Here is a 23,210-nt window from a genome sequence, read left to right as displayed (position 1 = left end):
CACCGGCCCATTTCCGCCATTCGCCGAATAGCGGTTTCCTCGCCCGCGGTTCCCCGGTATTGTTACATGCATACCGACTTGGGGAACTCAAATGACTGTAGAAACCGCATATCGCTGGCGCAAACAGCTGGTCTGGGGCCTGGCCCTGATCATCGCCGGCACCGTTATCCTGCTGGCGCAGACCGACGTTCTGGACATCGATCTCAATCCCGCCCACTTCTGGCGCTGGTGGCCCTGGCTGCTGGTGATCAGCGGCGTCACCAAGATCATCCCGCCCACCAATTCGCGCCACTTCACCTCCGGCTGGTGGGAGATCTTCTTTGCCGGCTGGTGGTACGTCTCGTTCAATCACATCTGGGGTCTCGGCTTCGGCGACACCTGGCCGGCGCTGCTGGTCGCGTGGGGCATCGGTATGATGCTGCGCCCCCTGCTGGATAACATCTTCCCGCCACCAGTCAAGGAGCAGGCATGAGAACCCGTCAGCGCCGCGAGCGCAATCCCGCCACGCAGATGGTTATCGGCCTGTTCGTCATCGGCGTCGGCATGCTGTTCCTGCTCGATAACCTGGGCTGGCTGGACCTGGACCTGCGCATCCACATCTTCCCGAGCATCCTGATCGGCGCCGGCATCCTGAAAGTGCTGCAGACGCGCACCCAGTCCGGCGTGGTGGTCGGCGGTGCGCTGATCGTGGCCGGCGCGCTGTTCATGCTCAAGGCCATGGGCTACCTGAACATCGACTGGCGCACGCTGTGGCCGCTGTTCATGATCGGCGCCGGCGTGGCGGTGGTCATCAAGTCCAACATCAACCGCCATGCGCCGTCTTCGGATGCTTCATCGCTGTCCAAGGACAGCGATGAAGCGGTCATCAACGCCACCGCTGTCATGGGCGCGTTCAAGCGGCGCATCATCACGCAGGACTTCCGTGGCGGCGAAATCAACGCCATCATGGGCGGTTGCGACGTCGACCTGCGCCAGGCCGGCCTCACCGGCGACGCGGTGCTGAATGTATATGCGCTGTTTGGCGGCATCACCATCAAGGTGCCGGTCGACTGGACCGTGGTGCTGGAGGGGACGCCGATCATGGGCGGCTTTGAGGAAAAGACCGTGCCGCCCGCCGCCAACAGCAAGCGCCTGATCGTGCGCGGCTACGTCATCATGGGCGGCCTGGAAGTGCGTAACTGATGCTGGAGCTGTCGTCCACCCGGCGCGGTCTGGTCATCTACCTGCTGGTGTGGTTGTTCCTTGGCTGTGCGCTGGGCGGCGTGATCCGCGTCGCCAGCGATACGCCGCTGGCCAACGCCATGCTGTTCGCGGTGCCGCTCAATCTGGTGTATGCGTTTGCCGCCGGCTACTCGGCGTACTACGTGTGCCGCGCCTACCCGCTGGGCAGCCGCAGGGCAGGGCAGATCGCGCTGGTGCTGACGGTGGCGGGCGTCGTGTCCGGTTTCCTCTGGCTGATCATCGCCAATCTGTGGAACGGGGTGTGCGTAGCGTTGGGGGTGGCGTGGAGCGGCATCGTCATCACCCCGCAGTTGTCGGTGCTGATCGTGGTGCTGGGGGTGTTGTTGTATGGCTTTGCGGCGGCGGTGCATTATCTGGTGATCGAATTCGTGCGCGCCAAGAATGCCGAGCAGCGCGAGCTGGAATCGCTGCTGATGGCGCAGGAGGCTGAATTGCGCATGCTGCGGACGCAGATCGATCCGCACTTCCTGTTCAACAGCCTGAATTCCATCAGCGCGCTGACGTCGCAGGACCCCAAGGCCGCGCGCCGCATGACGTTGGAGCTGGCCAGCTTCTTCCGCCAGAGTCTCGGCATGGAGGCGCACAAGAAGGTGACGCTGGGCGAGGAGATGATTTTGATCCGTCACTTCCTGGCGATCGAGCAGGTGCGCTTCGGCGAGCGGTTGCGGGTGGAGGAGGTGATCGAAGAGGGCGCGGCGGAATGCCTGGTGCCGCCGATGATCATCCAGCCGCTGGTGGAGAACGCCGTCAAGCACGGCATCTGCAATATGCCGGAAGGCGGCACGGTGCGCATCGCAGCGCGGCGCCTGGGGTCGATACTGCAGATCAGCGTGACCAATCCGGTGGACGCGGATATCTCTTCGATCCGCAGCGAAGGCCACGGCATCGGCCTGACCAACGTGCGCCAGCGTTTATCCGGCGCCTACAAACACGAAGCCGGCATCCACTGGGGCCGGCAGGACAACAGCTTTGGCGTGGACATCACGATGCCCGCGCAAACGAGCGAACAAGGGGAGTAGAGCAATGCGTATCATCATCGTGGACGATGAAATGCTGGCGCGCGACGTGGTGCGCGAATACCTGTCCGAGCATGCGGACGTGGAGATCGTGGCCGAATGCGCCAACGGTTTCGAGGCGGTGAAGGCGATCACCGAGCTGTCGCCCGACCTGGTGTTTTTGGACATCCAGATGCCCAAGCTGGATGGCTTTGAAGTGGCCGAGCTGGCGGGCAGCAAGACGCGCTACATCTTTGCCACGGCGTTCGACCAGTATGCGATCAAGGCGTTTGAATTCCACGCGCTGGATTATCTGTTGAAGCCTTTCAGCCAGCAGCGTTTCGACCAGGCGCTGGCCCATGCCCGCGCCAACCTCGGCGCCGGCGGCGAGGCGGTGGAGAAGATGGTGCGCGAGGCGGCCGGCCGCAACAAGCCTTTGGGCCGGGTGCTGATACGCGACGGCGCCAAGGTCCACGTGATCAACGCCGAGAAGATCGAGCACGTGGAGGCGCAGGACGACTACGTGCAGATCCGCTCGGAGGGCAAGTCCTATCTGAAGAACCAGCGCATGTCGGAACTGGAGGAGCAACTGGATGGCCAGCAGTTCCTGCGCATCCACCGCTCCTACATCGTCAACATCGCCCATGTCGCGCGGATCGAGCAAGCGACCAAAGACAGCTATGTGGCGATCCTCAAGGATGGTGGCAAGCTGCCGATCAGCCGCAGCGGCTACCAGAAGATCAAAACCGTCATGCAGTAAACCTCAAAGGAGAAAAAATATGGAGCGCGAACGGGCAGCCGATTCCGCAGGAACTGCTGAATGAAGTCATCGATGCAAAATGACGGCCGGCCCGGCCCCGGCTCCGGCCCGGCATGGCGCCGCGCGGCGGGCCTAGTTGGGGCGGTGGCCGTAGCTTAGCGCGCGGGTGATTTGCCAGTCGTTGCCGCGCTGACGCCAGATGATGGTGAATTCGGCGATGCCTTCGCATTTGCCGCTGCCGAACTGGCAGAAGGTGTGCGAGCCGGTGGCGATGGCGCCGAAGTCCTTCACCGGCGATACCTTCAGGGTGCCCGGCACCAGCTCGCGGCGGTAATGGCCGCAGACGTTCTTCGCGGTTTGCGCGATCATCACGTCGCGCTTCCAGGTGACGCCGCCGTTATCGTGATAGAACTCGACCTCCGGATCGAAGTAGCTGGCGTATTTGTCCAGCTGCCCCGGCTTGTCGCATTGGTTGAAGGCGCTGAACATCTCGCTGTCCAGTCGTGCAATGGTGGCGGTCAGCGCCGCGTTATCCGCTGCTTGCGCGCCGGCGGCGGCGCATATCAGCATGCTGATGGCCCATCTCTTCATGTCCGGTTCCCCCATGGTTGGCATACCGGCCATCTTACGCCAGCGGCACCGCCGCGCCACAAATTTCCGACGAATGGCACGCGGCGGCCGACCAACTGCGCTCAAGCGCGATGAATGGACACGCCGCCATCCTCCAGCAGCGCCGTGCCGGTGAGGAAGCTGGACGCATCCGACGCCAGAAGCGGCGCCGCCCGCGCTATCTGTTCAGGAGCGGCGAGCCGCTTCAGCGCGTGCACTCGTTCGGCGACTCGCGCGCCGGGCGCACCGGTGGCGGCATTGCCCATGGGCGTATCGATCGCGCCTTGCTGGCCGCACAAGCGCCCATACCCGGCATGCCCCCCATGGCGTCGAGTTTGTGCTGCCGCCGCGCTGTGACTACCAGCTAGGTGCCTTGTTGCGCAATCAGCCACGTTCGATCTGGTGGCGCGCGATCTGTGCGCGCAGCTCGTCGGCGCTCAACTGCGTGTAGTCCTTGTTGATTTCCAGCTGGGCGGTGGCGCGCACGTGGGGATCGAGTACCTGGCGCAGCACGCCGAGGAAGTGCGGCGGCGCGATCAGCACCAGCTTGTCATAGACGCCGTCGCGCCGCGATTGCAGCAGATACGCGTTGATGTCACGCGCGAAGCGCTCGGCCTCGTGTTCGGCCGGCGTTTGCGCCGGCTGATAAGTCTTGTTGGGCAAGGCGCCGCCGGTGTTGTGCATGCTCTGTCCGGCGGACGTTGGCCCCATCCGGTCCGTCTCCAGATCGGCGGCGGGCTGGCGCGCCGCGTCGTTGATCATGTCGTGCACGTGGCATAACTGCCTGTTGTGCTGGCCGCTGTGGAAGAACAGGGCGCGGCCGGCATTCGCGGCCAGTATCAATGTGGTGTCCATGGGCGAGTCTCCTGATGAGCCGGAAAAACACCGGCAAGCCCATTGTTCCACTTTTCCTGGCGAGGGAGCGCCACGCCGTGTTAAGGATGAGCGGCGGTGGTGATCGACCACCACGCCGGCATCAGTTCCTGAATCTCGGGCCGGCCGAAGCGGTCGTCGATCAGGTAGACGGTGCCGCGGTCGGACGTGGTGCGGATCACGCGGCCGGCCGCCTGCACCACTTTCTGCAGGCCGGGATAAGTGTAGGTGTAGTCATAGCCGGCGCCGAAGATGCTGTCCATGCGCGCCCTTATCTGCTCGTTGACCGGGTTGATTTGCGGTAGGCCCAGCGTGGCGACAAAGGCACCGATCAGGCGCGCGCCCGGCAGGTCCACGCCTTCGCCAAACGAGCCGCCCAGCACCGCAAAGCCGATGCCTTCGCTGTCGAGCGTAAAGCGGTCGAGGAATTGCGCGCGCTCCGCCTCGTCCATGCGGCGCGCCTGGCGCCACACGGGCACGTCGGGATACAGCTCGCTGAACTGGTTGGCCGCCTTTTCCATGTAATCGAAACTGCTGAAGAAGGCGAGGTAATTGCCGCGCTGCGTCGCGTACTGCCTGCCCATCAGCGCCGCGATGGGACGCAGCGATTGCTGGCGATGCGCGTAACGCGTGGAGATGTGCGACGCCACCTGCACCGACAGCTGCTCCGCCGCGAACGGCGATTCCACGTCCACCCAGGCGGTGGTGTCGGGCATGCCGAGCATGTCGCCGAAGTAGTTCCATGGGCTCAGCGTGGCCGAGAACAGCGCGGTGGCGTGGGTGCTTTCAAAGCGCGGCTTGAGGTAGGGCGCCGGCACGATGTTGCGGATGCAGAGCACCGAGTTGCTGTTGCTGGCGCGCGCGCCGGGCGACTTTTCGATGTCGAACAGCGCGTGGTCGCCAAAGCTTTCCGCCAGCCGCGCGAACATCAGCGCGTTGAAATAGAAGCTTTGCAGGTCCGGCTCCACGTAGCTGGGGTGGTCGACCATGTAGTCGGAGATGGCGGTGGCCGCCGTCTGCAGGGCGCCCATGAACTTGTCCGGCAGCTCGGCGTAGGACTGGTATTCGGCCGTCTGCTCCTTTTCCAATTGGTTCCACTGCTTGTGGACGCGGTCCAGCGGCTTTTTCAATTCGTCCGGCACGATCTTGCGCAGCAGGCGCAGGTTGTCGTGCTCCATGTCGGCCGAATACATCTTGCGCGCGCGCGACACCATGTTGTGGGCCTCGTCCACCAGCACGTTGACTTTCCAGTCGTTGAGCTGCGTGAGGCTGTACAGCATGGCGCTGAGGTCGAAGTAGTAGTTGTAGTCGCCGATGACGACGTCGCACCAGCGCGCCATCTCGCTGCTCAGGTAATACGGGCACACGTCGTGGGCCAGGGCGATGGCGCGCAGCGTGTCGCGGTCGAGCGAGAGCGGCACGGCGGCTGCGCGTTCGCCGCTGTCCGCGCCGTGCCGCGCGCCGGCCGATGGCGCCATCACCGCCAGGGCGGACGCGCGCGCGGCCGGCAGGCGGTCGTAGAAGCCCTTGGCCAGCGGGCAGGAGTCGCCGTGGCAGGCCTTGTCCGGATGGACGCAGGCGGTGTTTTTGGCCGCCAGCTCCAGTGTGCGCAGCGGCAGCAGCGGCGCGCCTTCGCGGATGATGTCCACCGCGTCCAGCGCCATCTGCCGGCCGGAGGTTTTCGCGGCCAGGAAAAAGATCTTGTCGACGCCATGGTCGGCGCTGGCCTTCAGCATCGGGAACAGGCTGCCCACGCTCTTGCCGATGCCGGTCGGCGCCTGCGCCAGCAGGCATACCTTGCGGTTGCTGGCGCGGTACATGGCTTCCGCCAGTTGGCGCTGGCCGGGACGGAAGTCGCCGTAGGGGAAGCGCATCGCCTTCAGTTGCAGGTCGCGTTCCGCGCGGTGCGCCATTTCCTGTTGCGCCCACTGCAGGAACAGCGTGCATTGCTGCTCGAAGTAGGCGCGCAGGCCGGCGGCCGTGTGGTCTTCGTGCAGCACGGTTTCCTTCTGGCTGCCGATGTCGAAGTACACCAGCGCCACGCGGAGCTTGTCCAGCCCCTGTTCCTGGCACAGCAGATGGCCGTAGACCTTGGCCTGCGCCCAGTGCAGCGCGCGCTGGTTGTCCGGCATCTTCTTCAAGTCGCCGCGGTAGGTCTTGATTTCCTCCAGCCGGTTGGCGCGGGTGTCGTAGCCGTCGGCGCGGCCGCGCACGTGCAGCGGGCCGAAGTCGCCGGACAGCGTAATCTCGGTCAGGTAATCGTCGTCGCGGCGCGCGGTCACCACGCCATGGCCGGCGATGCCTTCCTGCGCGGTGGGCGAGGGCGTGAAGCGCAGATCGAGGTCGCCGGCCTTGGCGGTGAACTCGCACAGCGCGCGCACGGCGACGGTGTAGCGGACCGGCTGCGTCATGCCGCCCATTGCAGGTAGCAGACCGAGACCGGCATCTCGTGCGCCGCGCAGTATTCGATCCAGCGCAGCTGGTTGTCCTGCAGGCGGTCGCCGGGACCCTTGACCTCGATCATGTTGTAGCGGCGCTCGGCCGGCCAGAACTGGATCAGGTCCGGGAAGCCGCTGCGGTTGGCCTTGATGTCCAGCAGGATGCGCTCGAAGGCGCGTTTCAGGTGCCGCGGCGGGATGCAGTCCAGCGCCAGGTCGAGCAAGGCCTCGTCGAGCGCCTCCCAGTACAGGAAGGGCGACTGGATGCCGTACTTGGCGGCGTAATTGGCGCGGATGGTGGCGCGGTACTGGTCGCCGTCCAGCTGCGCCAGCGCATCGCTGAACTGCGGCGCGCGGCGGCGCTGGAAATCGGCGCTGTGCAGGTCGGCCGGACCGCGATGGTACGGATGGAAGAACGCGCCGGGGATCGGTGAAAACACCGCGTCCCAGCACAGCAGGCCGAACAGCGAGTTCATCAGCGAATTCTCGACATAGAACACCGGCGCGTCGTCGCGGTTCAGGTGGTCGCGCACGACGAATTCCACGTAGCTGGCTTCCTGCGGCGGCGGCAGGCTGAGGTCGATGCGCGCGGCCTGCGCCAGCGCCACCGGCGGCGGCTTGGCGTGGCCCAGCTTGCGCGCCAGGCGCGGCGCCATGCGCAGCAACTGCTGGCGCTCGGCCTCGCTCTCGGGCGCCAGCAGCGCGGCCTGCAGCAGGTCGAAGGCCGCGCGCGGCTGCTGGTCTTTCTCCAGCACGCGGATGGCGCGGGCGCGGGCGCCGGGATAATCGCAATCGGCGTACAGCGCGTGGGCGGCCGGCCAGTCGGCCAGCTTTTCCACGTGCTGGGCGATGGTGAACAGCAGCTTGTTGCGGCGGCTGCGCAGCCATTCGTTATCCTGCGCGCACACCGGCAGGTCGGCGATGACGGCGGCAAGGTCCTCGCCCTCGGCAAAGCGTTCGTGGCACTGGTGGATGGCGAGGAAATCGTCGATGTCGCGGCGGCTGCGGAAGCCGCGCGCGGCCGGCGAGAACTCCACCTTCTCGTACTGGTAGATGCCGAGGTCGGACAGCACGAACTCGGTCCAGTCCTGGTGGTAGTTGCCGAAGAAAATCAGGCGCAGGCGGTCGCACAGGTCCTGGGTCAGATTGCGGTAGACGTGGTCGCCGGAATTGGCGTACCAGGCGGAGAAGCGGTGCGCGCTGTCGTACTGCGCGCGCAACGCCTCCAGCTGGTCGGCCTTGCGCAGGTGCTTGACGTGCGCGCCAAGCTGGAACACCTTGACGATTTCCGGCTTTTGCAGCAGGTCGAACAGCGCATCCAGCTCCAGCTGAGGGTCTTCCTCGATCAGGCCGGCGTTGGCCAGCGGCCGGGCCGCCTCGTGGGTGCTGCCGATTTCCGCGTACACCAGCTTACTGGCACGAAACACCGTGCCCTTGCGCATCACCATGCGCACGAATAGCGCGCGCGAGGATTGCGGCAGGGTGGGAAAGGTGGCCAGAAAGTCGCGTTCGTCGGCGTTCAGCAGATCGTCGTAGCGTTCGCCGATCCACGCCAGCACCTGGTGAAAATTCTCCAGGTAATAGAACGGATTTTCCAGAACTTTGATCATTGCAGCGGGGAACGAACGGCGATTAACTGTATTTTTATACAGTGTATCGCGTTACGCCCCGCTTGCCCAGTAAAAAATTCGGGGTCAGGTCCCCCATTTATACACGAGCTGTGCCGTAGGCACGCCTACGGCACAGCTCGTGTATAAATGGAGGACCTGACCCCGGAGTTTATGGCTTGTTGGCTGATTGGGCGACCAGGGCGTTGGCTTTGGCGATTTCGCTTTCTACCGCCTGCACCGCCTGCTTGGTGGCCTTGGTCACTTGCTCGTAGCCGGCGAAGGCGTTGTCGATCGCGGTCTTGACGATCTGCACCGCGTTTTCCGAGCCGGGACGGACGTTTTTGGTGACGTCGTGGATCAGCGCGCTCAGGTTGTTCTTGGCCTCGGCCATGTGGGCGTCCGCCGCGCGCGTGAATTCCTCGCGGATCTCGGCGATGATGTCGCCCAGTTGCTGGTTGTAGGCGGCCGCGCTGGCCACGCCCGGCTGGATCTTGTCGGCGGCGGCCTTGATGGCGGCCTTGGCGTCGGCCGCCGCGCTGATTTCCTTGCCGGCGGCCAGGCCGCCTTCCAGCTGCGACTTGGCGGTCGACAGGTTGAGCGCGATTACCTGCTCGACGCCCTGCACGGTCTTGCTGGTCAAGGTGTTGAAGGTTTCAAGCTGGAATTCAAACAGCGCCTTGGTGGCGTTGGCAAATTGCTCGGGATTCGTAAACATACAGTCTCCTCATCAGGTATGTAGGGATGCAGCGTGCAGCGATTCCGGTTCCACCGTCTTATTGTGAGTTTATTATCTAGTAACAATTGGCTTTTCGCAACGGGCGTCGCGGAACGGGCCGTAGGCTTTTTCCCAGCCGTTGCCCAGCGGCGTTTGCGAGCACGCCAGCGTGCCGTCGAGCTTGCTGCGCCACTGCCACCATGGCGCCGGCCCGGCCGCCAGGCTGGCGCAGCACAGCGCCAGGACCAGCAGCAGCGAGGGTTGGATGATCTTCATCGGTTATACCAGTTGTTGCGCGCAGACGCGGTTGCGGCCGCTGTTTTTGGCAGCGTACAACAAATCGTCGGCGGCCGCGATCATGTTGACGTGGGCGTTGTGCGCCGAGCTGGCGAAATCCACGCTGGCCACGCCAAAGCTGGCCGTCACGGCGATCTGCTGGCCTTCGTGCGCGACCGGCGTGGCGGCCAGCGAGGCGCGCAGGCGCTCGGCCAACAGTTCGCCGCCGGCCAGGTCGGTTTCCGGCAGGATCAGCAGGAATTCCTCGCCGCCGTAGCGCACCACGCTGTCGATGCTGTCGCGCGTCATCGATTGCAGCAGGGCGGCGAAGCGCTGCAGCACGGCGTCGCCGCCGTAGTGGCCGTAGGTGTCGTTGACCGCCTTGAAGTGGTCGAGGTCGCACATGATGACGGTCAGGCTCAGGCGGTAGCGCTGGGCGCGCGAGATTTCCGTTTCCAGCAGCTGCTCGTGCAGGTGGCGGCGGTTGTAGCAGCCGGTCAGCGGGTCGCGCACCGACAGGTTTTTCAGCACCATCTGCGCGCTGTATTCCTCGCGCGACAGCATTTCGTAGCGGCGCGCGGCCACGTAGCAGAACAGGTTGCACAGCGTTAGCAGCGCCGCCATCGTGCCCAGTTCCATGCCGTGCACGCCGCCCAGGCCCCACGCCAGCGCGATGAACAGCGCGGTGGCCGCCGCCGCGATGGCCGCCGCGTACAGCAGCCGGTTGGGGATGTAGATGTAGATGACGATGATGACGATCGACATCGAGATCGCGTGCAGCGAGAATTCGCTTGGCCGCAGCGCGGCGATCAGCAGGAAGCCGGCCGCGCCAGCCACCTCGACGATGTTGGCGGCCACCCGCGTGACGGGGATGGACGCCGGCCGCCGCTTGAGCAGTCCCAGGCAGGCCAGCACCGTGGCCGCCACGGCGATGCGCGCGCCCACCAGCAGGCAGGTCTTGAACTCGTAGCCGACCCAGATCAGGTCGGTGAGGGCGAAGCACAGGTAAAACAGCGCGCAGAACAGGAAGGTGACGCGCAGCTGCGCCTGGGTGGTGGCCAGATGGTGGCGCAGGAAGTCATGTTCTGTTGAGGCGTCACAAAACTCGCACTTCAGGGGCGCGACTTTGATTGTCCTGGACGGAACAGGCGTTGGTGGCATGGCTGCAGGTCTCCGCGTGCGGCCGGCTGCTTGCCGGTCTGCTAGCGTGAATTATACGACTGCAACAATTGCGAGGCGGAAAAAACTTGATGCGGCCTACAGCGGCGCCACCTTCGGCAGCCGCAGCATGAAGCTGGCGCCTTGGCCCGGCGCGCTGGCAGCGTCGATCCGGCCGCCCAGCACGCCGGTGACGATGTTGTGTGTTATATACAAACCAAGGCCGGAGCCGCCGGCGCCCATGCGTGTCGTGAAGAATGGATCGTAAATCTTTGGCAAGATTTCAGGGGCGATGCCGACGCCGGTATCGCTCAGGTGGATGGCGATTTCGCCATTGCCGCTGTCGTGCGCGGACAGCGTGATGCTGCCCTGGCCCTTGAGCTGGCCGCGGCCGCCAAAGCCGTGCAGCAGGCTGTTGTCGATCAGGTGGCGCAGCGCCTGGATCAGCAGGCCCGGGTAGCTGTCCATTTCCAGCCAGTGGTCGATGTCCTCGATCAGCGCCAGTTCGCGCTGGCGCAGCTCGCCCTGGACCGCCTGCATCAGTTCGGGCAGCACGTCGCCCAGCACGAACCGGCCGCGCTGGCGGTTGCCGCCGTCCACGGCGATGCGCTTGAAGCTGTCGACCAGCGCGGCGGCGCGGTTGAGGTTGCGCAGCAGCACCTCGTCGGCGCCGGACGCTTCGTCCAGGTAGGCGGCCAGCGCCGACTTGCGCAGGCCGTTGTCGAGGTCGCGGCGCAGCGCGGCGGTGCGTTCGCTCATGCTGCTGGCCAGGGTCAGGCTGTTGCCGATGGGCGTGTTCAGCTCGTGCGCGACGCCGGCCACCAGCGCGCCCAGCGCGGCCAGCTTGTCGCGCCGCACCAGTTCCTCCTGCGTCATGCTGAGGTTGTCCAGCGCGGTGCTCAGTTCCTCGTTGACGTGCTCGGCGTCCTCCTTGGCCTGGCGCAGTTCGGCGGTGCGCGCCGCCACCAGGTCTTCCAGGTGCTCGCGGTGGCGCTGCAGTTCCTCCTCGCGCCGGGTGCGGGCGATGGCAATGCCGGCCAGGTGGGTGGCGGTCTGGATCAGGCGGCGGTCGTCGTCGTTCGGCGCGCGCACCTCGCGGTAGTACATGGCGAACGAGCCCAGCACGGTGTCGCGGTCGAGCAGGATGGGCATCGACCAGCAGGCGCGCAGGCCGTAGTGGGCGGCGGCGTTGCGGTAGGGCGCCCACAGCGGATCGTTGAGGATGTCGCTGACGATCACGGTCTGCTTGCGGAACATGGCGGTGCCGCAGGAGCCGGCCGCCGGGCCGATCGGCAGGCCGTTGAGCGCGGCCAGGTAGTCGGGCGGCATGCTGGGGCCGGCGGCGCTGTGGACCGTCACGCCGTCCGGATTGAGCAGCATGACGGTGCAGTGCCCGCCGTCGAGCTGGGCTTCGATCATGCGCACCAGCTTGTCCAGCGTGTCGGCCAGCGGCGCGCCGCTGGCGATCATCTCCAGCAGCTCGTTCTTGCCGTCGCGCAGGGCGGCGGCCAGCTTGCGCGGCGTGACGTCAACGATGCGCGCGTGCATCAGCCGGTGTTCGGCGGTGGTCAGCGGCACCATGCGCAGCTCGCAGGCGATGGCGCGGCCGGAGGCGTGCAGCAGGTCCAGCTCGAACATCTGGGTGTCGCCGGCCATGATCTGTTCGACGCTGGCGGCAAACATCTGGGCGCTGGGCTGGCCGTCCGGCTGCACGGGCGGGCACAGCGCCAGCAGGTCGGTCTGGATCAGCTCGGTTTCGGTCATGCCGAACAGCTGGCGCGCGCGCAGGTTGACGTCGAGGATGCGCCAGCTGCCGCGCTGCATCAGCAGGATGGCGTCCGGCGAGCCGGACAGCATGGTGTGGTAGTTGACCTCCAGCGTGGCCATGGTCGGCATGCCGGCCAGCACCGGCGCCGGCACGATCAGTTGCAGGTGCAGCAGGATTTTCTCGGCCAGGTCTTCCGGGCTGAAGTTGAGCGGCAGGTAGGCGGCCGCACCGGCCTGGTGGGCGCGCTCGCGCTCGTCGTTGCTGGGACGGGCGGACAGCAGGAACACCGGCAGCGGCGTCTGGCTGGCCTGCTGCAGGCGCGGACACAGCTCCATGCTGGCGCTGCCGGCCAGCGCCACGTCCAGCAGCGCCAGCGCCACGCGGCCGCCGCGCACGGCGGCCAGGGCTTCGTCGCCGCGCTGCACCGCCCGCACCTCCAGCGGGTGCCGCGCCAGCATGCGCTGCAGCGCGCCAGTGTCATAGGTGGTGCTGGCGGCGATGAGGATGGTGTGCGGCTGGTCGGCTGAGAACGGCGGCATCATGTCTGGGTGGTGCGGCTCCGCAGGGCGGCGTGGGCTCAGTGTATTACAAGATGGCCTGGCGTGGGCGGTGTCAGGCGGCTTGCAGCGCGGCAGCGTCCTGCGCCTGCTTAATCAGCGGAAAATTTTCCTCGATCCAGTCGACCAGCACCTCCAGCCGTTCGGCGGCCGCGCGGCCCAGCGGCGTCAGGCTGTACTCCACGTGCGGCGGCACCACCTGGCGGGCCACGCGCAGCACCAGGCCGTCGTAGGCGAGGGCGTCCAGCGTTTGCGCCAGCATTTTCTCGCTGACGCCGCCGACCGCGCGGCGCAGCTCGCTGAAGCGGTGGGTGCGTTCCAGCAGCATCACCAGCACCAGCACGCCCCAGCGGCTGGTGATGTGGCCGAGCACGGCGCGCGACGGGCAGTCGGCCACCATGACCTGGGCGCGCTGGGGGTCCTGGGTTTGCTGTTGAATGGTCTTGCGCAGGGATTTGGCGGTCATCAGAGCTCCTTGGTACTTACCAAAATGTACGTACTTACATTTCGTAAGTATAGACGATATGATCCGCCCATCCACATTTTTAGGAGAAAACGGATGATTATCGTGACTGCTGCAAGCGGCCAACTGGGCCGCCTGGTGATTGCTGAACTGCTCCAGCGCGTGCCGGCCGAGCGCATTGTCGCCGCCGTGCGCGATCCGGGCAAGGTGGCCGACCTGGCCGATCAGGGCGTGCTGGTGCGCCATGCCGACTACACCGATCCGGCCGCGCTGGACGCCGCCTTCGAGGGCGCCAGCAAGGTGCTGCTGATTTCGTCGAACGACCTCGGCAACCGGGTGCCGCAACACCGCAACGTGATCGACGCCGCCGCGCGCGCCAAGGTGGGGCTGCTGGCCTACACCAGCGTGCTGCACGCCGACCGCTCGACGCTGGGCCTGGCCGCCGAGCACCGCGCCACCGAGGACGCGGTGCGCGCCTCGGGTCTGCCCTACAGCTTGCTGCGCAACGGCTGGTACGTGGAAAACTATACCGTCAGCCTGGGCGGCGCGGTGGCGCACGGCGCGCTGGCCGGTGGCGCCGGCGAGGGCCGCATCGCCGCCGCCGCGCGCGCCGACTATGCCGCGGCCGCCGCCGTGGTGCTGGCCGGCGAGGGGCCGAAGCAGCAGGTGTATGAACTGGCGGGCGACACCGCCTTCACGCTCGCCGAGCTCGCCGCTGAAGTGTCGCGCCAGACCGGCAAGCCGATCCCGTTCCACAACCTGGCACAACAGGAATATGCTGAACTGCTGGTGAACGTCGGCCTGCCCAAGCCGCTGGCCGAGCTGATCGCCGACGCCGACGCCCAGGCCGCAAAAGGCGCGCTGTTCGACGACCGCCGCGCATTGAGCCAACTGATCGGCCGTCCGACCGTCACGCTGGCCGCTGCGGTGCGGGCGGCGCTCAACTAAGTCGCGAAAACAAAAAAGCCTCCCGAAGGAGGCTTTTTCGCGGAATTTTTGGTGCCCACGGAGGGACTCGAACCCCCACACCTTGCGGCACATGGACCTGAACCATGCGCGTCTACCAATTCCGCCACGTGGGCATATGTAACGGACAATCATCAGCGCTTGGTGCCCACGAAGGGACTCGAACCCCTACACCTTGCGGCACATGGACCTGAACCATGCGCGTCTACCAATTCCGCCACGTGGGCGCTGATGTCTTGCTGTTACTTCCTGCTGCGTGTTGTGCAACAGAAGGCATGCATCTTAAAGGCCGATCGCCAGCCCGTCAATAGTAAATTGCTGCTTTTGTGAAATTATTTCCACGACATCAATCAACTCAGATCGTGCAGCGCCTTGTCGAGCGGCGGCGTCAGCGAGAGCGCTTCGAATTGCACCCTCAGGCCGGCGCGTTCCGGCGTGCAGCACATCACGCCCACCGCGCAGCGGTCGAAGCCGGGAAAGTGCGCCAGCCGCAGCAGCGGCCAGTGCCGTCCGTCCGCCGAGTATTGCAGGCGCAACGCGTCGCCCTTGCGCGTCAGCCGCATCCAGAACGCGCTGGCGTCGCCGGGGAAGAGGCCGGTGGCCCAGTCGGAGTGTCCCTGCGTGAGCACGCTGCCGATGGCCGGCGCGCCGTCGTTGAATTCGATGCCGGCCTTGAGCCAGTGGCGCTGGTCGCCCAGCAGCATGATGCCGGCCTGGTCGTACAGCGCCGCGAAGTCGGCCCGGACCTTGACCTGGAAGGTGAAGTCGCCGGCGACGTCGGCGCCGTAGAAGTGGCCGGAGAAGCGCTCGAAACCGTACCAGGTCTTGCGCCAGAAATCGGTGTGGCCGTCGGTGACCACCGACAAGGTATCGCCGTCGCGGCCCCATTCCTTGGGCTCGTTGACCCAGTAGCAACCATTCATCGTTCGCTCCTCCGGAAAACAAAAAAGCCTCCCGAGGGGAGGCTTTTTCGCGGAATTCCTGGTGCCCACGGAGGGACTCGAACCCCCACACCTTGCGGCACATGGACCTGAACCATGCGCGTCTACCAATTCCGCCACGTGGGCATGTTACGACTTGCTCTGCCGCGTTGTTTGCGTCAGAGGCCAGCACTATACGGTAACAACTCCTTTTCTGCAAGTGTTTTTGTGCTTGCTTCTTGCGATGCACTTTCGTAAGCTTGAATCCTGTCATTTCAATAATATCGGAGGCGGGTGATGGACAGTTTCATGCCGCACGGGCACTGCTTCCTGTGGATACCCTCGATTTTGTGGACCAGCGTGATATCGGATGCCTTGATCGCGCTGGCCTATCTGACCATTCCCATCAGCCTGGTGTACTTCATCCGCAAGCGGCGCGACATGCCGTTCGACTGGATGTTCATCGCCTTCGGCGTGTTCATCCTGGCCTGCGGCGCCACCCACGTGATGGATATCTGGGTGATCTGGCGGCCCGACTATGTGGTGGCGGTGTCGCTCAAGGCGATCACGGCGGTCGCCTCGGTGGTGACCGCCATCGCCATGGTGCGGCTGATCCCGATCGCGCTGCGCATCCCCAGCCCGGCGCAACTGGCCGCCGTCAACGCCGAGCTGCAGCAAGCCAACAACGACCTGCGCGCGGCGATGGAGCGCGCCGAGGTGGCCAACCGCGCCAAGAGCGCCTTCCTGGCGGCCATGAGCCACGAGCTGCGCACGCCGCTCAACGCCATTCTCGGCTACACCCAGATCCTCAAGCGCGACAAGAGCCTGACCGTGCCGCAGCAGACCGGCATCAGCACCATCCAGCAGGGCGGCCAGCATCTGCTGGCGCTGATCAACGACGTGCTCGACCTGTCGCGCGTGGAAGCCGGCAAGATGGAGTTTCATCCGCGCCCGGTGCGGTTGGGCGATCTGCTGTCGGTGGTGGCGGACATCATGCGTGTGCGGGCCGAGCAGAAGCACCTGTACTTCGAGCTGGAGCTGATGGAGGGCTTGCCGCAGGCGGTCAGCGTCGATGAAACGCGGCTGCGGCAGGTGCTGCTCAACCTGCTGGGCAACGCCGTCAAGTTCACCGACTGCGGCGCGGTGCGCTTGCGCGTGTCGCCGCTGCCGGCGGCAACGGGGCAGGCGGCGGGCATGGCGCTGCTGCGGTTCGAGGTGATCGACCAGGGTGTCGGCATCGCCGCCGAGCAGCAGGAGGCGATCTTCCGCCCGTTCGAGCAGGCCGGCGACCCGTCGCGGCGCGCCGGCGGCACCGGGCTCGGGCTGGCGATCAGCCACCAGCTGGTGCGGCTGATGGGCGGCGCGCTGCGGGTGGACAGCGCGCCGGGCGAGGGCAGCCGCTTCTGGTTCGATGTGCCGCTGCCGGTGGCGGACGTGCCCGGCGCGCAGGCCGCCACCGAGCACATCGCCACCGGTTACGCGGGGCCGCGCAAGACCATCCTGGTGGTGGATGATGTGGCCACCAACCGGGCGCTGATGCGTGACTTGCTGGGCTCGCTGGGCTTCCGCACGCTGGAGGCGGAAAACGGTACCTCGGCGCTGATGCAGGCGCAGGCGCTGGGGCCGGACATGGTGTTGCTGGACATGGTCATGCCCGGCATGGACGGCATCGAAACCATGCGTCGCCTGCGCGCCGACGCGCGCACCGCCGCCACGCCGGTGCTGATGATTTCCGCCAGCTCCACGCGGGAAGAGGAGGAGCGCTCGCTGGAGGTGGGCGCCAATGCTTTCCTGTCCAAGCCGGTCAACCAGCACGACCTGCTGCGCGAGATCGGCGCGCACCTGAAGCTGGCGTGGACCGAGTAGAAGAAAGAGACAAGCAATAAAAAAAGCCTCCCGAGGGAGGCTTTTTTGCGGAATTCTGTGGTGCCCACGGAGGGACTCGAACCCCCACACCTTGCGGCACATGGACCTGAACCATGCGCGTCTACCAATTCCGCCACGTGGGCACTGATGCTGCTCTACAACTCTGCTATTATATCGACCGGGAGAGTTTCGCGCCAGATGAACTTTGACATTCCTTACTGCACATCGACCCTGTCTTGCAGATCCCGCCGCTTGCGCTGCGAGAGACCAGAATTATAGAGTAATCTCGGGCGATGTCAAAGGCCTCCCAGAATATTTTTTGCGACACCCCCGATTCCGGCATGAATTAGTCAAGCAGGGCGAATCCAAGTACACTACGCCTGTCGTCATGCCATATATATGCTAAACACTGTAAAAATAAGAAAACTTTTGAGCCAATCTACACACACCATTCCCAGCCGTGAGGAAATTCTCGGCATCTTCCGCAGCGCCAACGGCCCGTTGGACTTGCGCGCCCTGTCGAAATCGCTGAAGGTCGCTACCGATGCGCAAGCGATCCTGTCGCGCCGTCTGAACGCGATGCAGCGCGACGGCCAGATCCTGATCGACGACGCCGGCAACTACACGCTGGCCGCGCAGACCGGCTTCATCGCCGGCCGCGTCAGCAGCCACCGCGACGGCTTCGGCTTCGTCATCCCGGACGAGCCGGGCGAAGACCTGTTCCTGCCCGATAAGGAAATGCAGAAAGTGCTGCATGGCGACCGCGTGCTGGCCAAGATCGTCGGCGTCGACCGCCGCGGCCGCCCGGAAGGCACGATTGTCGAAGTCACGCAGCGCGCCAACACCCACATCATCGGCCGGTTGCTGAACGAGAACGGCACCTGGATCGTGGCGCCGGAAGACCAGCGCATCCAGCAGGACATCCTGGTCGAAGGGTCGATCGGCAAGGCCAAGGCCGGCCAGGTGGTCAGCGTCGAGCTGACCGAGCAGCCGATGCGCTTCAAGCAGCCGGTCGGCCGCATCGATGAAGTGCTGGGCTCGCTGGACGATCCGGGCATGGAAATCGAAATCGCGGTGCGCAAGTTCGGCGTGCCGCACATCTTCTCGGACGCCGCGCTGAAGCAGGCCAACAAGCTGCCGGACCACGTGCGCGAGTCCGACTGGGGCGAGCGCGTCGACCTGCGCGACGTGCCGCTGGTGACCATCGACGGCGAAGACGCGCGCGACTTCGACGACGCGGTCTACTGCGAACCGGTCAAGATCGGCCGCGCCAAGGGCTACCGCCTGATCGTCGCCATCGCCGACGTCAGCCACTACGTCAAGCCCAATGACGCGCTTGACGCCGACGCGCTGGAGCGCAGCACCTCGGTCTACTTCCCGCGCCGCGTGATCCCGATGCTGCCGGAAAAGCTGTCCAACGGCCTGTGCTCGCTGAATCCGGCGGTGGATCGCCTGACCTTGGTGTGCGACGCCGTCATCACCGCCAAGGGCGAGATCAAGGCCTACCAGTTCTATCCGGCCGTGATCCACTCGGCCGCGCGCCTGACCTACACCGAAGTGGCCGACATCCTCGGCAACACCAAGGGACCGGAGGCGGCGCGCCGTCCCGGCCTGGTGCCGCACCTGCTGAACCTGTACGACGTGTTCCAGGCGCTGCTGAAGGCGCGCACCGAGCGCGGCGCCATCGATTTCGAAACCACCGAAACCTACATCGTCTGCAACGCCAACGGCAAGATCGAGAAGATCATCCCGCGCACCCGCAACGACGCGCACCGCCTGATCGAGGAGTGCATGCTGACCGCCAACGTGTGCGCGGCCGATCTGCTGATCCGCCACAAGCACCCCGGCACCTACCGCATCCACGCCAGCCCGACGGTCGAAAAGCTGAAGCAGGTGCGCACCTTCCTCAAGCAGGTGGGCCTGGACCTGGGCGGCGGCGACAAGCCGGCGGCCGCCGACTACGCCAAGCTGATGAAGGAAATCAAGGAGCGCCCGGACGCGTCGCTGCTGCAGACCATGCTGCTGCGCTCGATGCAGCAGGCGGTCTACTCGCCGGACAACATCGGCCACTTCGGCCTGGCGTACGAGGCCTATGCCCACTTCACCAGCCCGATCCGCCGCTACCCGGACCTGCTGACGCACCGCGCCATCAAGGCCATTTTGCTGGGCAAGAAGTACGAGCCGAAGATCGCCAGCACCAGCGTGCTGAACACCAACGTCTCCAACGCCACCCGCAAGCAGCAGGCCAAGGACAAGGCAGAGGGCAAGGAGAAGAAAGCCGGAGACCTGACCGTCTGGGATGCGCTGGGCGTGCACTGTTCGGCCAACGAGCGCCGCGCCGACGAAGCCTCGCGCGACGTCGAGAACTGGCTCAAGTGCTACTTCATGCAGGACAAGCTGGGCGAGGAATACACCGGCATCATCACCGGCGTGACCACCTTCGGCATCTTCGTGCAGCTGGACCAGTTGTTCGTCGAGGGCATGGTGCACATCACCGACCTCGGCCAGGATTACTTCCAGTACGACGACGCCCGCCACGAGCTGAAGGGCGAGCGCAGCGGCAAGACCTTCCAGCTGACCGACCACGTCAGCGTACAGGTGGTGCGCGTGGACCTGGAATCGCGCAAGATCGACCTGCGCCTGGCCGGCGCCGACGCGCCGCCGCCGCGCGACACCAAGGCCGACCGTGCCGCCAACGCGCTGACCAAGGACCGCAAGAGCAACATCAAGCCTGGCCCGGCGATCCCGGCTGCCAAGCCGGCCCGCAAGGCCGGCGCCAAGCCCGCCGCGGCCAAGCCGACGGCGGCGGCGCGCAAGACCAAGGCCGCACCCGCGGCCAAACCCAGAGCAGCCCAAGCTGCCCCTAAAAGTAAGAAGAAGCGATAAATGAGCAAGAACAAAATGATTTTCGGCTTTCACGCGGTGACCTCGCGTCTGCGACACGAGGCTGCCTCCGTGGAGGAAATTTTCGTCGACGCCACGCGTGATGATCGCCGCATGAAGGATCTGGTCGCCAACGCCAAGGCGGCTGGCGTGCGCGTGATGCCGGTGGATTCGGCGCGCCTGGACAAGATCGTCGGCACCCGTCGTCACCAGGGCGTGATTGCGTTTGCCTCGCAGCTGGCGCTGGCGCGCAACCTGGACGAGCTGCTGGACGCCATCGACGGCCCGCCGCTGTTGCTGGTGCTGGACGGGATTACCGACCCGCACAACCTGGGTGCCTGCCTGCGCGTGGCCGATGGTGTCGGCGCGCACGCGGTGATCGTGCCGAAGGACCGCGCGGTGGGGCTGAACGCCACCGCCGCCAAGGTGGCGTCGGGCGCGGCGGAGACCGTGCCTTATATTACCGTCACCAACCTGGCGCGCACGCTGCGCGAACTGAAGGAGCGCGATATCTGGCTGATCGGCACCTCCGATGACGGCGAGAAGGGTTTATATGAGGCTGATTTCACCGGTCCGACCGCGCTGGTGATGGGCTCGGAAGGCGAGGGCATGCGCCGTTTGACGCGCGAGACCTGCGATGTGCTGGTCAGCATTCCGATGTTCGGCTCGGTGGAGAGTTTGAATGTGTCGGTGGCGTCGGGCGTGTGCCTGTACGAGGCGCGCCGCCAGCGTCTGGCCAAGGAAGGCTGAGCAAACCCGGGGCGTTCCGCCGTATAGGGTCTGACCCCGCCGGGGTCAGACCCTGCCTTGCCGGGGTCCCCGGGGTAGAATGACGCTACCATAGGCGTTACTGTCTTTTATCATGTTCCACCATCTCCGTCAGGACATCAACAGCATCATCGAACGCGATCCGGCCGCGCGCAACGCGTGGGAGGTGCTGACCTGCTATCCCGGCCTGCAGGCCATCGTCATGCACCGCTGGGCGCACTGGTGCTGGACCCACGGCCTGAAGTGGCTGGGCCGCTTCATTTCCTACCTGGCGCGCATCGTCACCGGCATCGAGATCCATCCCGGCGCCACCATCGGCCGCCGCGTGTTCATCGACCATGGCTTCGGCGTGGTCATCGGCGAAACCGCCGAGGTTGGCGACGACTGCACCATCTACCAGGGCGTGACGCTGGGCGGCACCTCGCTGCACACCGGCACCAAGCGCCACCCGACGCTGGGGCGCGGCGTCATCGTCGGCGCCGGCGCCAAGGTGCTGGGCGGCTTCACGGTGGGCGACTATGCCAAGGTCGGCTCCAATGCCGTGCTGCTGAAGCCGGTGCCGCCGGGCGCGACAGCGGTCGGCAACCCGGCCCACATCGTGCAGAAAGAGGCGCTGAACACCGCCGCCAATCCCTTCGCCGCCTATGGCGTGACGCCGAATGGCGACGATCCGCTGTCCAAGGCGCTGCGCGGGCTGATCGAGCACGCCGTCAAGCAGGAGCAGCGCATCGAGCAACTGGTGGTGACGATGAAGGCGGCCGGGCTGCAGTGTCAAGCCGTGCCCGAGTGTGATAAATTGAATTCCGACCAATTGAACAAGCTCGTCGAATAAGGAAGCAGGACATGGAAGAAACGCCCGATGGCGCGGAAGTGCTGGACCCGTTTGAAATCCGCGTGCTGGCCGTGCTGGCCGAAAAGGAAGCGCTGACGCCGGATAACTATCCGCTATCGCTGAACGCGCTGGTGAACGGCTGCAACCAGCTATCCAGCCGCGATCCGGTGATGGCCTTGTCGGAAGAGGCCGTGGCCGAGGTGCTACAGCGGCTGATGCAGCGCAAGTACGTCAACGGCATCACCCAGGCCGGCGCGCGCGTGACCAAGTACGAGCACCGCATGCGCATCAAGTGGTCGCTGGAGCAGGACAAGCTGGCCGTGCTGACCATCCTGATGCTGCGCGGCCTGCAGACCGCCGGCGAAATCCGCACCCGCAGCGGCCGCCTGCACGAGTTCAAATCGGTGGCCGACGTGGAGCAGGCGCTGCAGTTCCTGATCGACAAATACCCGCCGCTGGTGTCCAAGCTGCCGCTGGCGCCCGGCACCAAGGAGCCGCGCTACGGCCAGTTGCTGGGCGGCGAGGAAGCGCTGGCGCGCGAGGAAACCGCCGCCAGCCTGGGCGGCTCGGTCAGCGGCGGCCAGGGCACCCGCATCGGCGCGCTGGAGCAGGAAGTGGCCCAGTTGCGCCGCCAGGTCGACGACCTGACCGCGCAGTTCGCGGAATTCCGCAAGCAGTTCGAATAAACTCCGGGGTCAGGTCCTCCATTTCTACACGGCCTCTGCCGTAGCGTTTGCTACGGCAGAGGCCGTGTAGAAATGGAGGACCTGACCCCGGAGTGCGGCAAGTCAGTTGAACTCGATCAGCGCGTCGTTGCCGTACTGCTTGTTGCCGATCGGGACGGAGAAGCTCTGGCCGTCGTCGCTGACCTTCAGCTCGATGCGGGTGGCGCCGTCGATCAGCGTGGCGCGGTCGATCTCGTGATCGGCGCGCACGCTCAGCTTGAAGTCCTTGAATGAACACCAGTCGGTGGTCAGGGTCAGCGTGTTGATCAGGGCGCGCACCATGAACGGGATGTAGTTTTTGGCGATCCCCACCATCACCCGGCATTCCAGCCGGATGTCGCCCAGCCGCCGCATGCCGGCCGGCACGCCGGCGCTGCGCACGTCCGGCATCCAGCCGTAGTAGCTCTTTTTCTGGTTCAGCACCACGTCCGCGTTGTCGTCCTCCGCCGCGCGGTGGCGCGGCAGCGTGAAGCTGTGGTCCGGCGCCAGCGGCAGCGGCACTTCGGTCTCGTTGCCCAGCAGGCGCACCGTCAGCGTGTCGAAGGCGTCCGCCGGCGCCTTGCCTTTCTTGTGCAGGCGGAAGCGCACTTCGGACGCGTTGGGCGCCAGTGCATGGTTGTCCTCGAAGGCGTCGAGCCCGGACAGCATGTAGCGGTACGGCTGCAGCTCGGGGCTGCGGGTGCCGTTGATGACCACCAGTTGTCCGGCCTCGTCCTCGGCCCGGGCCTGCGGCTGCCACAGCAAGGGCAGCAGCAGGGCGGCGATGGCGGCGTGGCGGCGCGGCAT

The 23,210-nt window shown here is 65.6% G+C and carries 22 protein-coding genes and 4 tRNA genes; 10 read left to right on the top strand and 16 right to left on the bottom strand.

Annotated elements, in window-relative coordinates; genetic code table 11:
• Window positions 1-91 precede the first annotated feature (91 nt).
• The 4 genes from FHW58_RS09825 to FHW58_RS09810 are packed head-to-tail and all read left to right on the top strand — an operon-like array spanning window position 92 to window position 2,997.
• Window positions 92-472 carry a LiaI-LiaF-like domain-containing protein gene (locus FHW58_RS09825; protein ID WP_179672829.1) on the top strand — a complete coding sequence of 127 codons (381 nt, stop codon included), beginning with the start codon at window positions 92-94 and terminating at the stop codon, window positions 470-472.
• On the top strand, window positions 469-1,182 hold the full coding sequence (locus FHW58_RS09820; RefSeq protein WP_229265111.1) for a LiaI-LiaF-like domain-containing protein: 714 nt from the start codon (window positions 469-471) through the stop codon (window positions 1,180-1,182). Before FHW58_RS09825 ends, FHW58_RS09820 begins: the two co-directional genes overlap by 4 nt.
• Window positions 1,182-2,261, top strand: coding sequence for a sensor histidine kinase (locus FHW58_RS09815; RefSeq protein WP_179672828.1), 1,080 nt, complete (start codon window positions 1,182-1,184; stop codon window positions 2,259-2,261). Before FHW58_RS09820 ends, FHW58_RS09815 begins: the two co-directional genes overlap by 1 nt.
• 4 nt (window positions 2,262-2,265) lie before the next feature.
• Complete coding sequence (locus FHW58_RS09810) at window positions 2,266-2,997, top strand: LytTR family DNA-binding domain-containing protein (protein WP_179672827.1); 732 nt, start codon at window positions 2,266-2,268, stop codon at window positions 2,995-2,997.
• Window positions 2,998-3,129: 132 nt separating this feature from the next.
• Here FHW58_RS09810 and FHW58_RS09805 read toward each other — a convergent pair whose 3' ends face one another.
• The 10 genes from FHW58_RS09805 to FHW58_RS09760 all read right to left on the bottom strand — a co-directional run bounded on the left by FHW58_RS09805 (window position 3,130) and on the right by FHW58_RS09760 (window position 13,467).
• Window positions 3,130-3,588 (bottom strand): nuclear transport factor 2 family protein, encoded by a 459-nt coding sequence (locus tag FHW58_RS09805; protein ID WP_179672826.1) that lies wholly within the window; start codon window positions 3,586-3,588, stop codon window positions 3,130-3,132.
• 101 nt (window positions 3,589-3,689) lie between these two features.
• Complete coding sequence (locus FHW58_RS27925; protein WP_373996649.1) at window positions 3,690-3,998, bottom strand: SDR family oxidoreductase; 309 nt, start codon at window positions 3,996-3,998, stop codon at window positions 3,690-3,692.
• Window positions 3,991-4,461, bottom strand: coding sequence for a host attachment protein (locus tag FHW58_RS09795; RefSeq protein WP_179672824.1), 471 nt, complete (start codon window positions 4,459-4,461; stop codon window positions 3,991-3,993). Before FHW58_RS09795 ends, FHW58_RS27925 begins: the two co-directional genes overlap by 8 nt.
• Before the next feature lie 80 nt (window positions 4,462-4,541).
• The gene (locus FHW58_RS09790) at window positions 4,542-6,890 is read right to left on the bottom strand and encodes an ATP-dependent DNA helicase (RefSeq protein ID WP_373996648.1); all 2,349 of its coding nucleotides are present in this window, start codon (window positions 6,888-6,890) and stop codon (window positions 4,542-4,544) included.
• Window positions 6,887-8,527, bottom strand: a complete 1,641-nt coding sequence (locus tag FHW58_RS09785) for a VRR-NUC domain-containing protein (protein ID WP_179672822.1) — start codon at window positions 8,525-8,527, stop codon at window positions 6,887-6,889. The genes FHW58_RS09790 and FHW58_RS09785 overlap by 4 nt, the downstream gene beginning before the upstream one ends.
• A 169-nt stretch (window positions 8,528-8,696) precedes the next feature.
• Window positions 8,697-9,242, bottom strand: a complete 546-nt coding sequence (locus FHW58_RS09780) for a phasin family protein (RefSeq protein ID WP_179672821.1) — start codon at window positions 9,240-9,242, stop codon at window positions 8,697-8,699.
• A 72-nt stretch (window positions 9,243-9,314) separates the two neighbouring features.
• Window positions 9,315-9,518, bottom strand: coding sequence for a hypothetical protein (locus tag FHW58_RS09775; RefSeq protein ID WP_179672820.1), 204 nt, complete (start codon window positions 9,516-9,518; stop codon window positions 9,315-9,317).
• A gap of 3 nt (window positions 9,519-9,521) precedes the next feature.
• Window positions 9,522-10,679 (bottom strand): GGDEF domain-containing protein, encoded by a 1,158-nt coding sequence (locus FHW58_RS09770; RefSeq protein WP_179672819.1) that lies wholly within the window; start codon window positions 10,677-10,679, stop codon window positions 9,522-9,524.
• A gap of 96 nt (window positions 10,680-10,775) precedes the next feature.
• Window positions 10,776-12,986 (bottom strand): ATP-binding protein, encoded by a 2,211-nt coding sequence (locus FHW58_RS09765; protein ID WP_179672818.1) that lies wholly within the window; start codon window positions 12,984-12,986, stop codon window positions 10,776-10,778.
• 70 nt (window positions 12,987-13,056) lie between these two features.
• Complete coding sequence (locus FHW58_RS09760; protein ID WP_179672817.1) at window positions 13,057-13,467, bottom strand: helix-turn-helix domain-containing protein; 411 nt, start codon at window positions 13,465-13,467, stop codon at window positions 13,057-13,059.
• Between the two features lie 93 nt (window positions 13,468-13,560).
• Here FHW58_RS09760 and FHW58_RS09755 point away from each other — a divergent pair, with 93 nt between their 5' ends.
• Window positions 13,561-14,412 carry an NAD(P)H-binding protein gene (locus tag FHW58_RS09755; protein WP_179672816.1) on the top strand — a complete coding sequence of 284 codons (852 nt, stop codon included), beginning with the start codon at window positions 13,561-13,563 and terminating at the stop codon, window positions 14,410-14,412.
• Window positions 14,413-14,461: 49 nt separating this feature from the next.
• Here the strand turns inward: FHW58_RS09755 and FHW58_RS09750 are convergent.
• The 4 genes from FHW58_RS09750 to FHW58_RS09735 all read right to left on the bottom strand — a co-directional run bounded on the left by FHW58_RS09750 (window position 14,462) and on the right by FHW58_RS09735 (window position 15,497).
• Window positions 14,462-14,546, bottom strand: a tRNA-Leu gene (locus FHW58_RS09750).
• A gap of 26 nt (window positions 14,547-14,572) precedes the next feature.
• Window positions 14,573-14,657, bottom strand: a tRNA-Leu gene (locus FHW58_RS09745).
• 123 nt (window positions 14,658-14,780) lie between these two features.
• Window positions 14,781-15,353 carry a DUF1349 domain-containing protein gene (locus FHW58_RS09740; protein WP_179672815.1) on the bottom strand — a complete coding sequence of 191 codons (573 nt, stop codon included), beginning with the start codon at window positions 15,351-15,353 and terminating at the stop codon, window positions 14,781-14,783.
• A 59-nt stretch (window positions 15,354-15,412) separates the two neighbouring features.
• A tRNA-Leu gene (locus FHW58_RS09735) sits at window positions 15,413-15,497 on the bottom strand.
• Between the two features lie 150 nt (window positions 15,498-15,647).
• Between FHW58_RS09735 and FHW58_RS09730 the strand changes: the two genes are divergently transcribed.
• The gene (locus FHW58_RS09730; RefSeq protein ID WP_179672814.1) at window positions 15,648-17,216 is read left to right on the top strand and encodes an ATP-binding protein; all 1,569 of its coding nucleotides are present in this window, start codon (window positions 15,648-15,650) and stop codon (window positions 17,214-17,216) included.
• A gap of 58 nt (window positions 17,217-17,274) precedes the next feature.
• On the opposite strand, the gene FHW58_RS09725 is transcribed toward FHW58_RS09730, so the two are convergent.
• Window positions 17,275-17,359 (bottom strand) — tRNA-Leu (locus FHW58_RS09725).
• Between the two features lie 286 nt (window positions 17,360-17,645).
• Here FHW58_RS09725 and rnr point away from each other — a divergent pair.
• From rnr to FHW58_RS09705, 4 genes are all read left to right on the top strand, one after another.
• Complete coding sequence (gene rnr / locus FHW58_RS09720) at window positions 17,646-20,102, top strand: ribonuclease R (RefSeq protein WP_179672813.1); 2,457 nt, start codon at window positions 17,646-17,648, stop codon at window positions 20,100-20,102.
• Entirely contained in the window at window positions 20,103-20,849 is a 747-nt protein-coding gene (rlmB, locus tag FHW58_RS09715) for a 23S rRNA (guanosine(2251)-2'-O)-methyltransferase RlmB (protein ID WP_229265110.1), read from the top strand. It begins immediately after the preceding gene.
• 112 nt (window positions 20,850-20,961) lie between these two features.
• Window positions 20,962-21,699: a serine O-acetyltransferase gene (gene cysE, locus FHW58_RS09710; protein WP_179672812.1), complete on the top strand. Its 738-nt coding sequence runs from the start codon at window positions 20,962-20,964 to the stop codon at window positions 21,697-21,699.
• An 11-nt stretch (window positions 21,700-21,710) separates the two neighbouring features.
• Complete coding sequence (locus tag FHW58_RS09705; protein ID WP_179672811.1) at window positions 21,711-22,385, top strand: YceH family protein; 675 nt, start codon at window positions 21,711-21,713, stop codon at window positions 22,383-22,385.
• A gap of 102 nt (window positions 22,386-22,487) precedes the next feature.
• Here the strand turns inward: FHW58_RS09705 and FHW58_RS09700 are convergent, their stop codons facing one another.
• Window positions 22,488-23,210 carry a hypothetical protein gene (locus tag FHW58_RS09700; RefSeq protein WP_179672810.1) on the bottom strand — a complete coding sequence of 241 codons (723 nt, stop codon included), beginning with the start codon at window positions 23,208-23,210 and terminating at the stop codon, window positions 22,488-22,490.

Source organism: Duganella sp. 1224 (assembly GCF_013408245.1).
Classification (GTDB): Bacteria; Pseudomonadota; Gammaproteobacteria; order Burkholderiales; family Burkholderiaceae_D; genus Rugamonas.
This window is presented reverse-complemented; position numbering and strand designations above follow the sequence as displayed.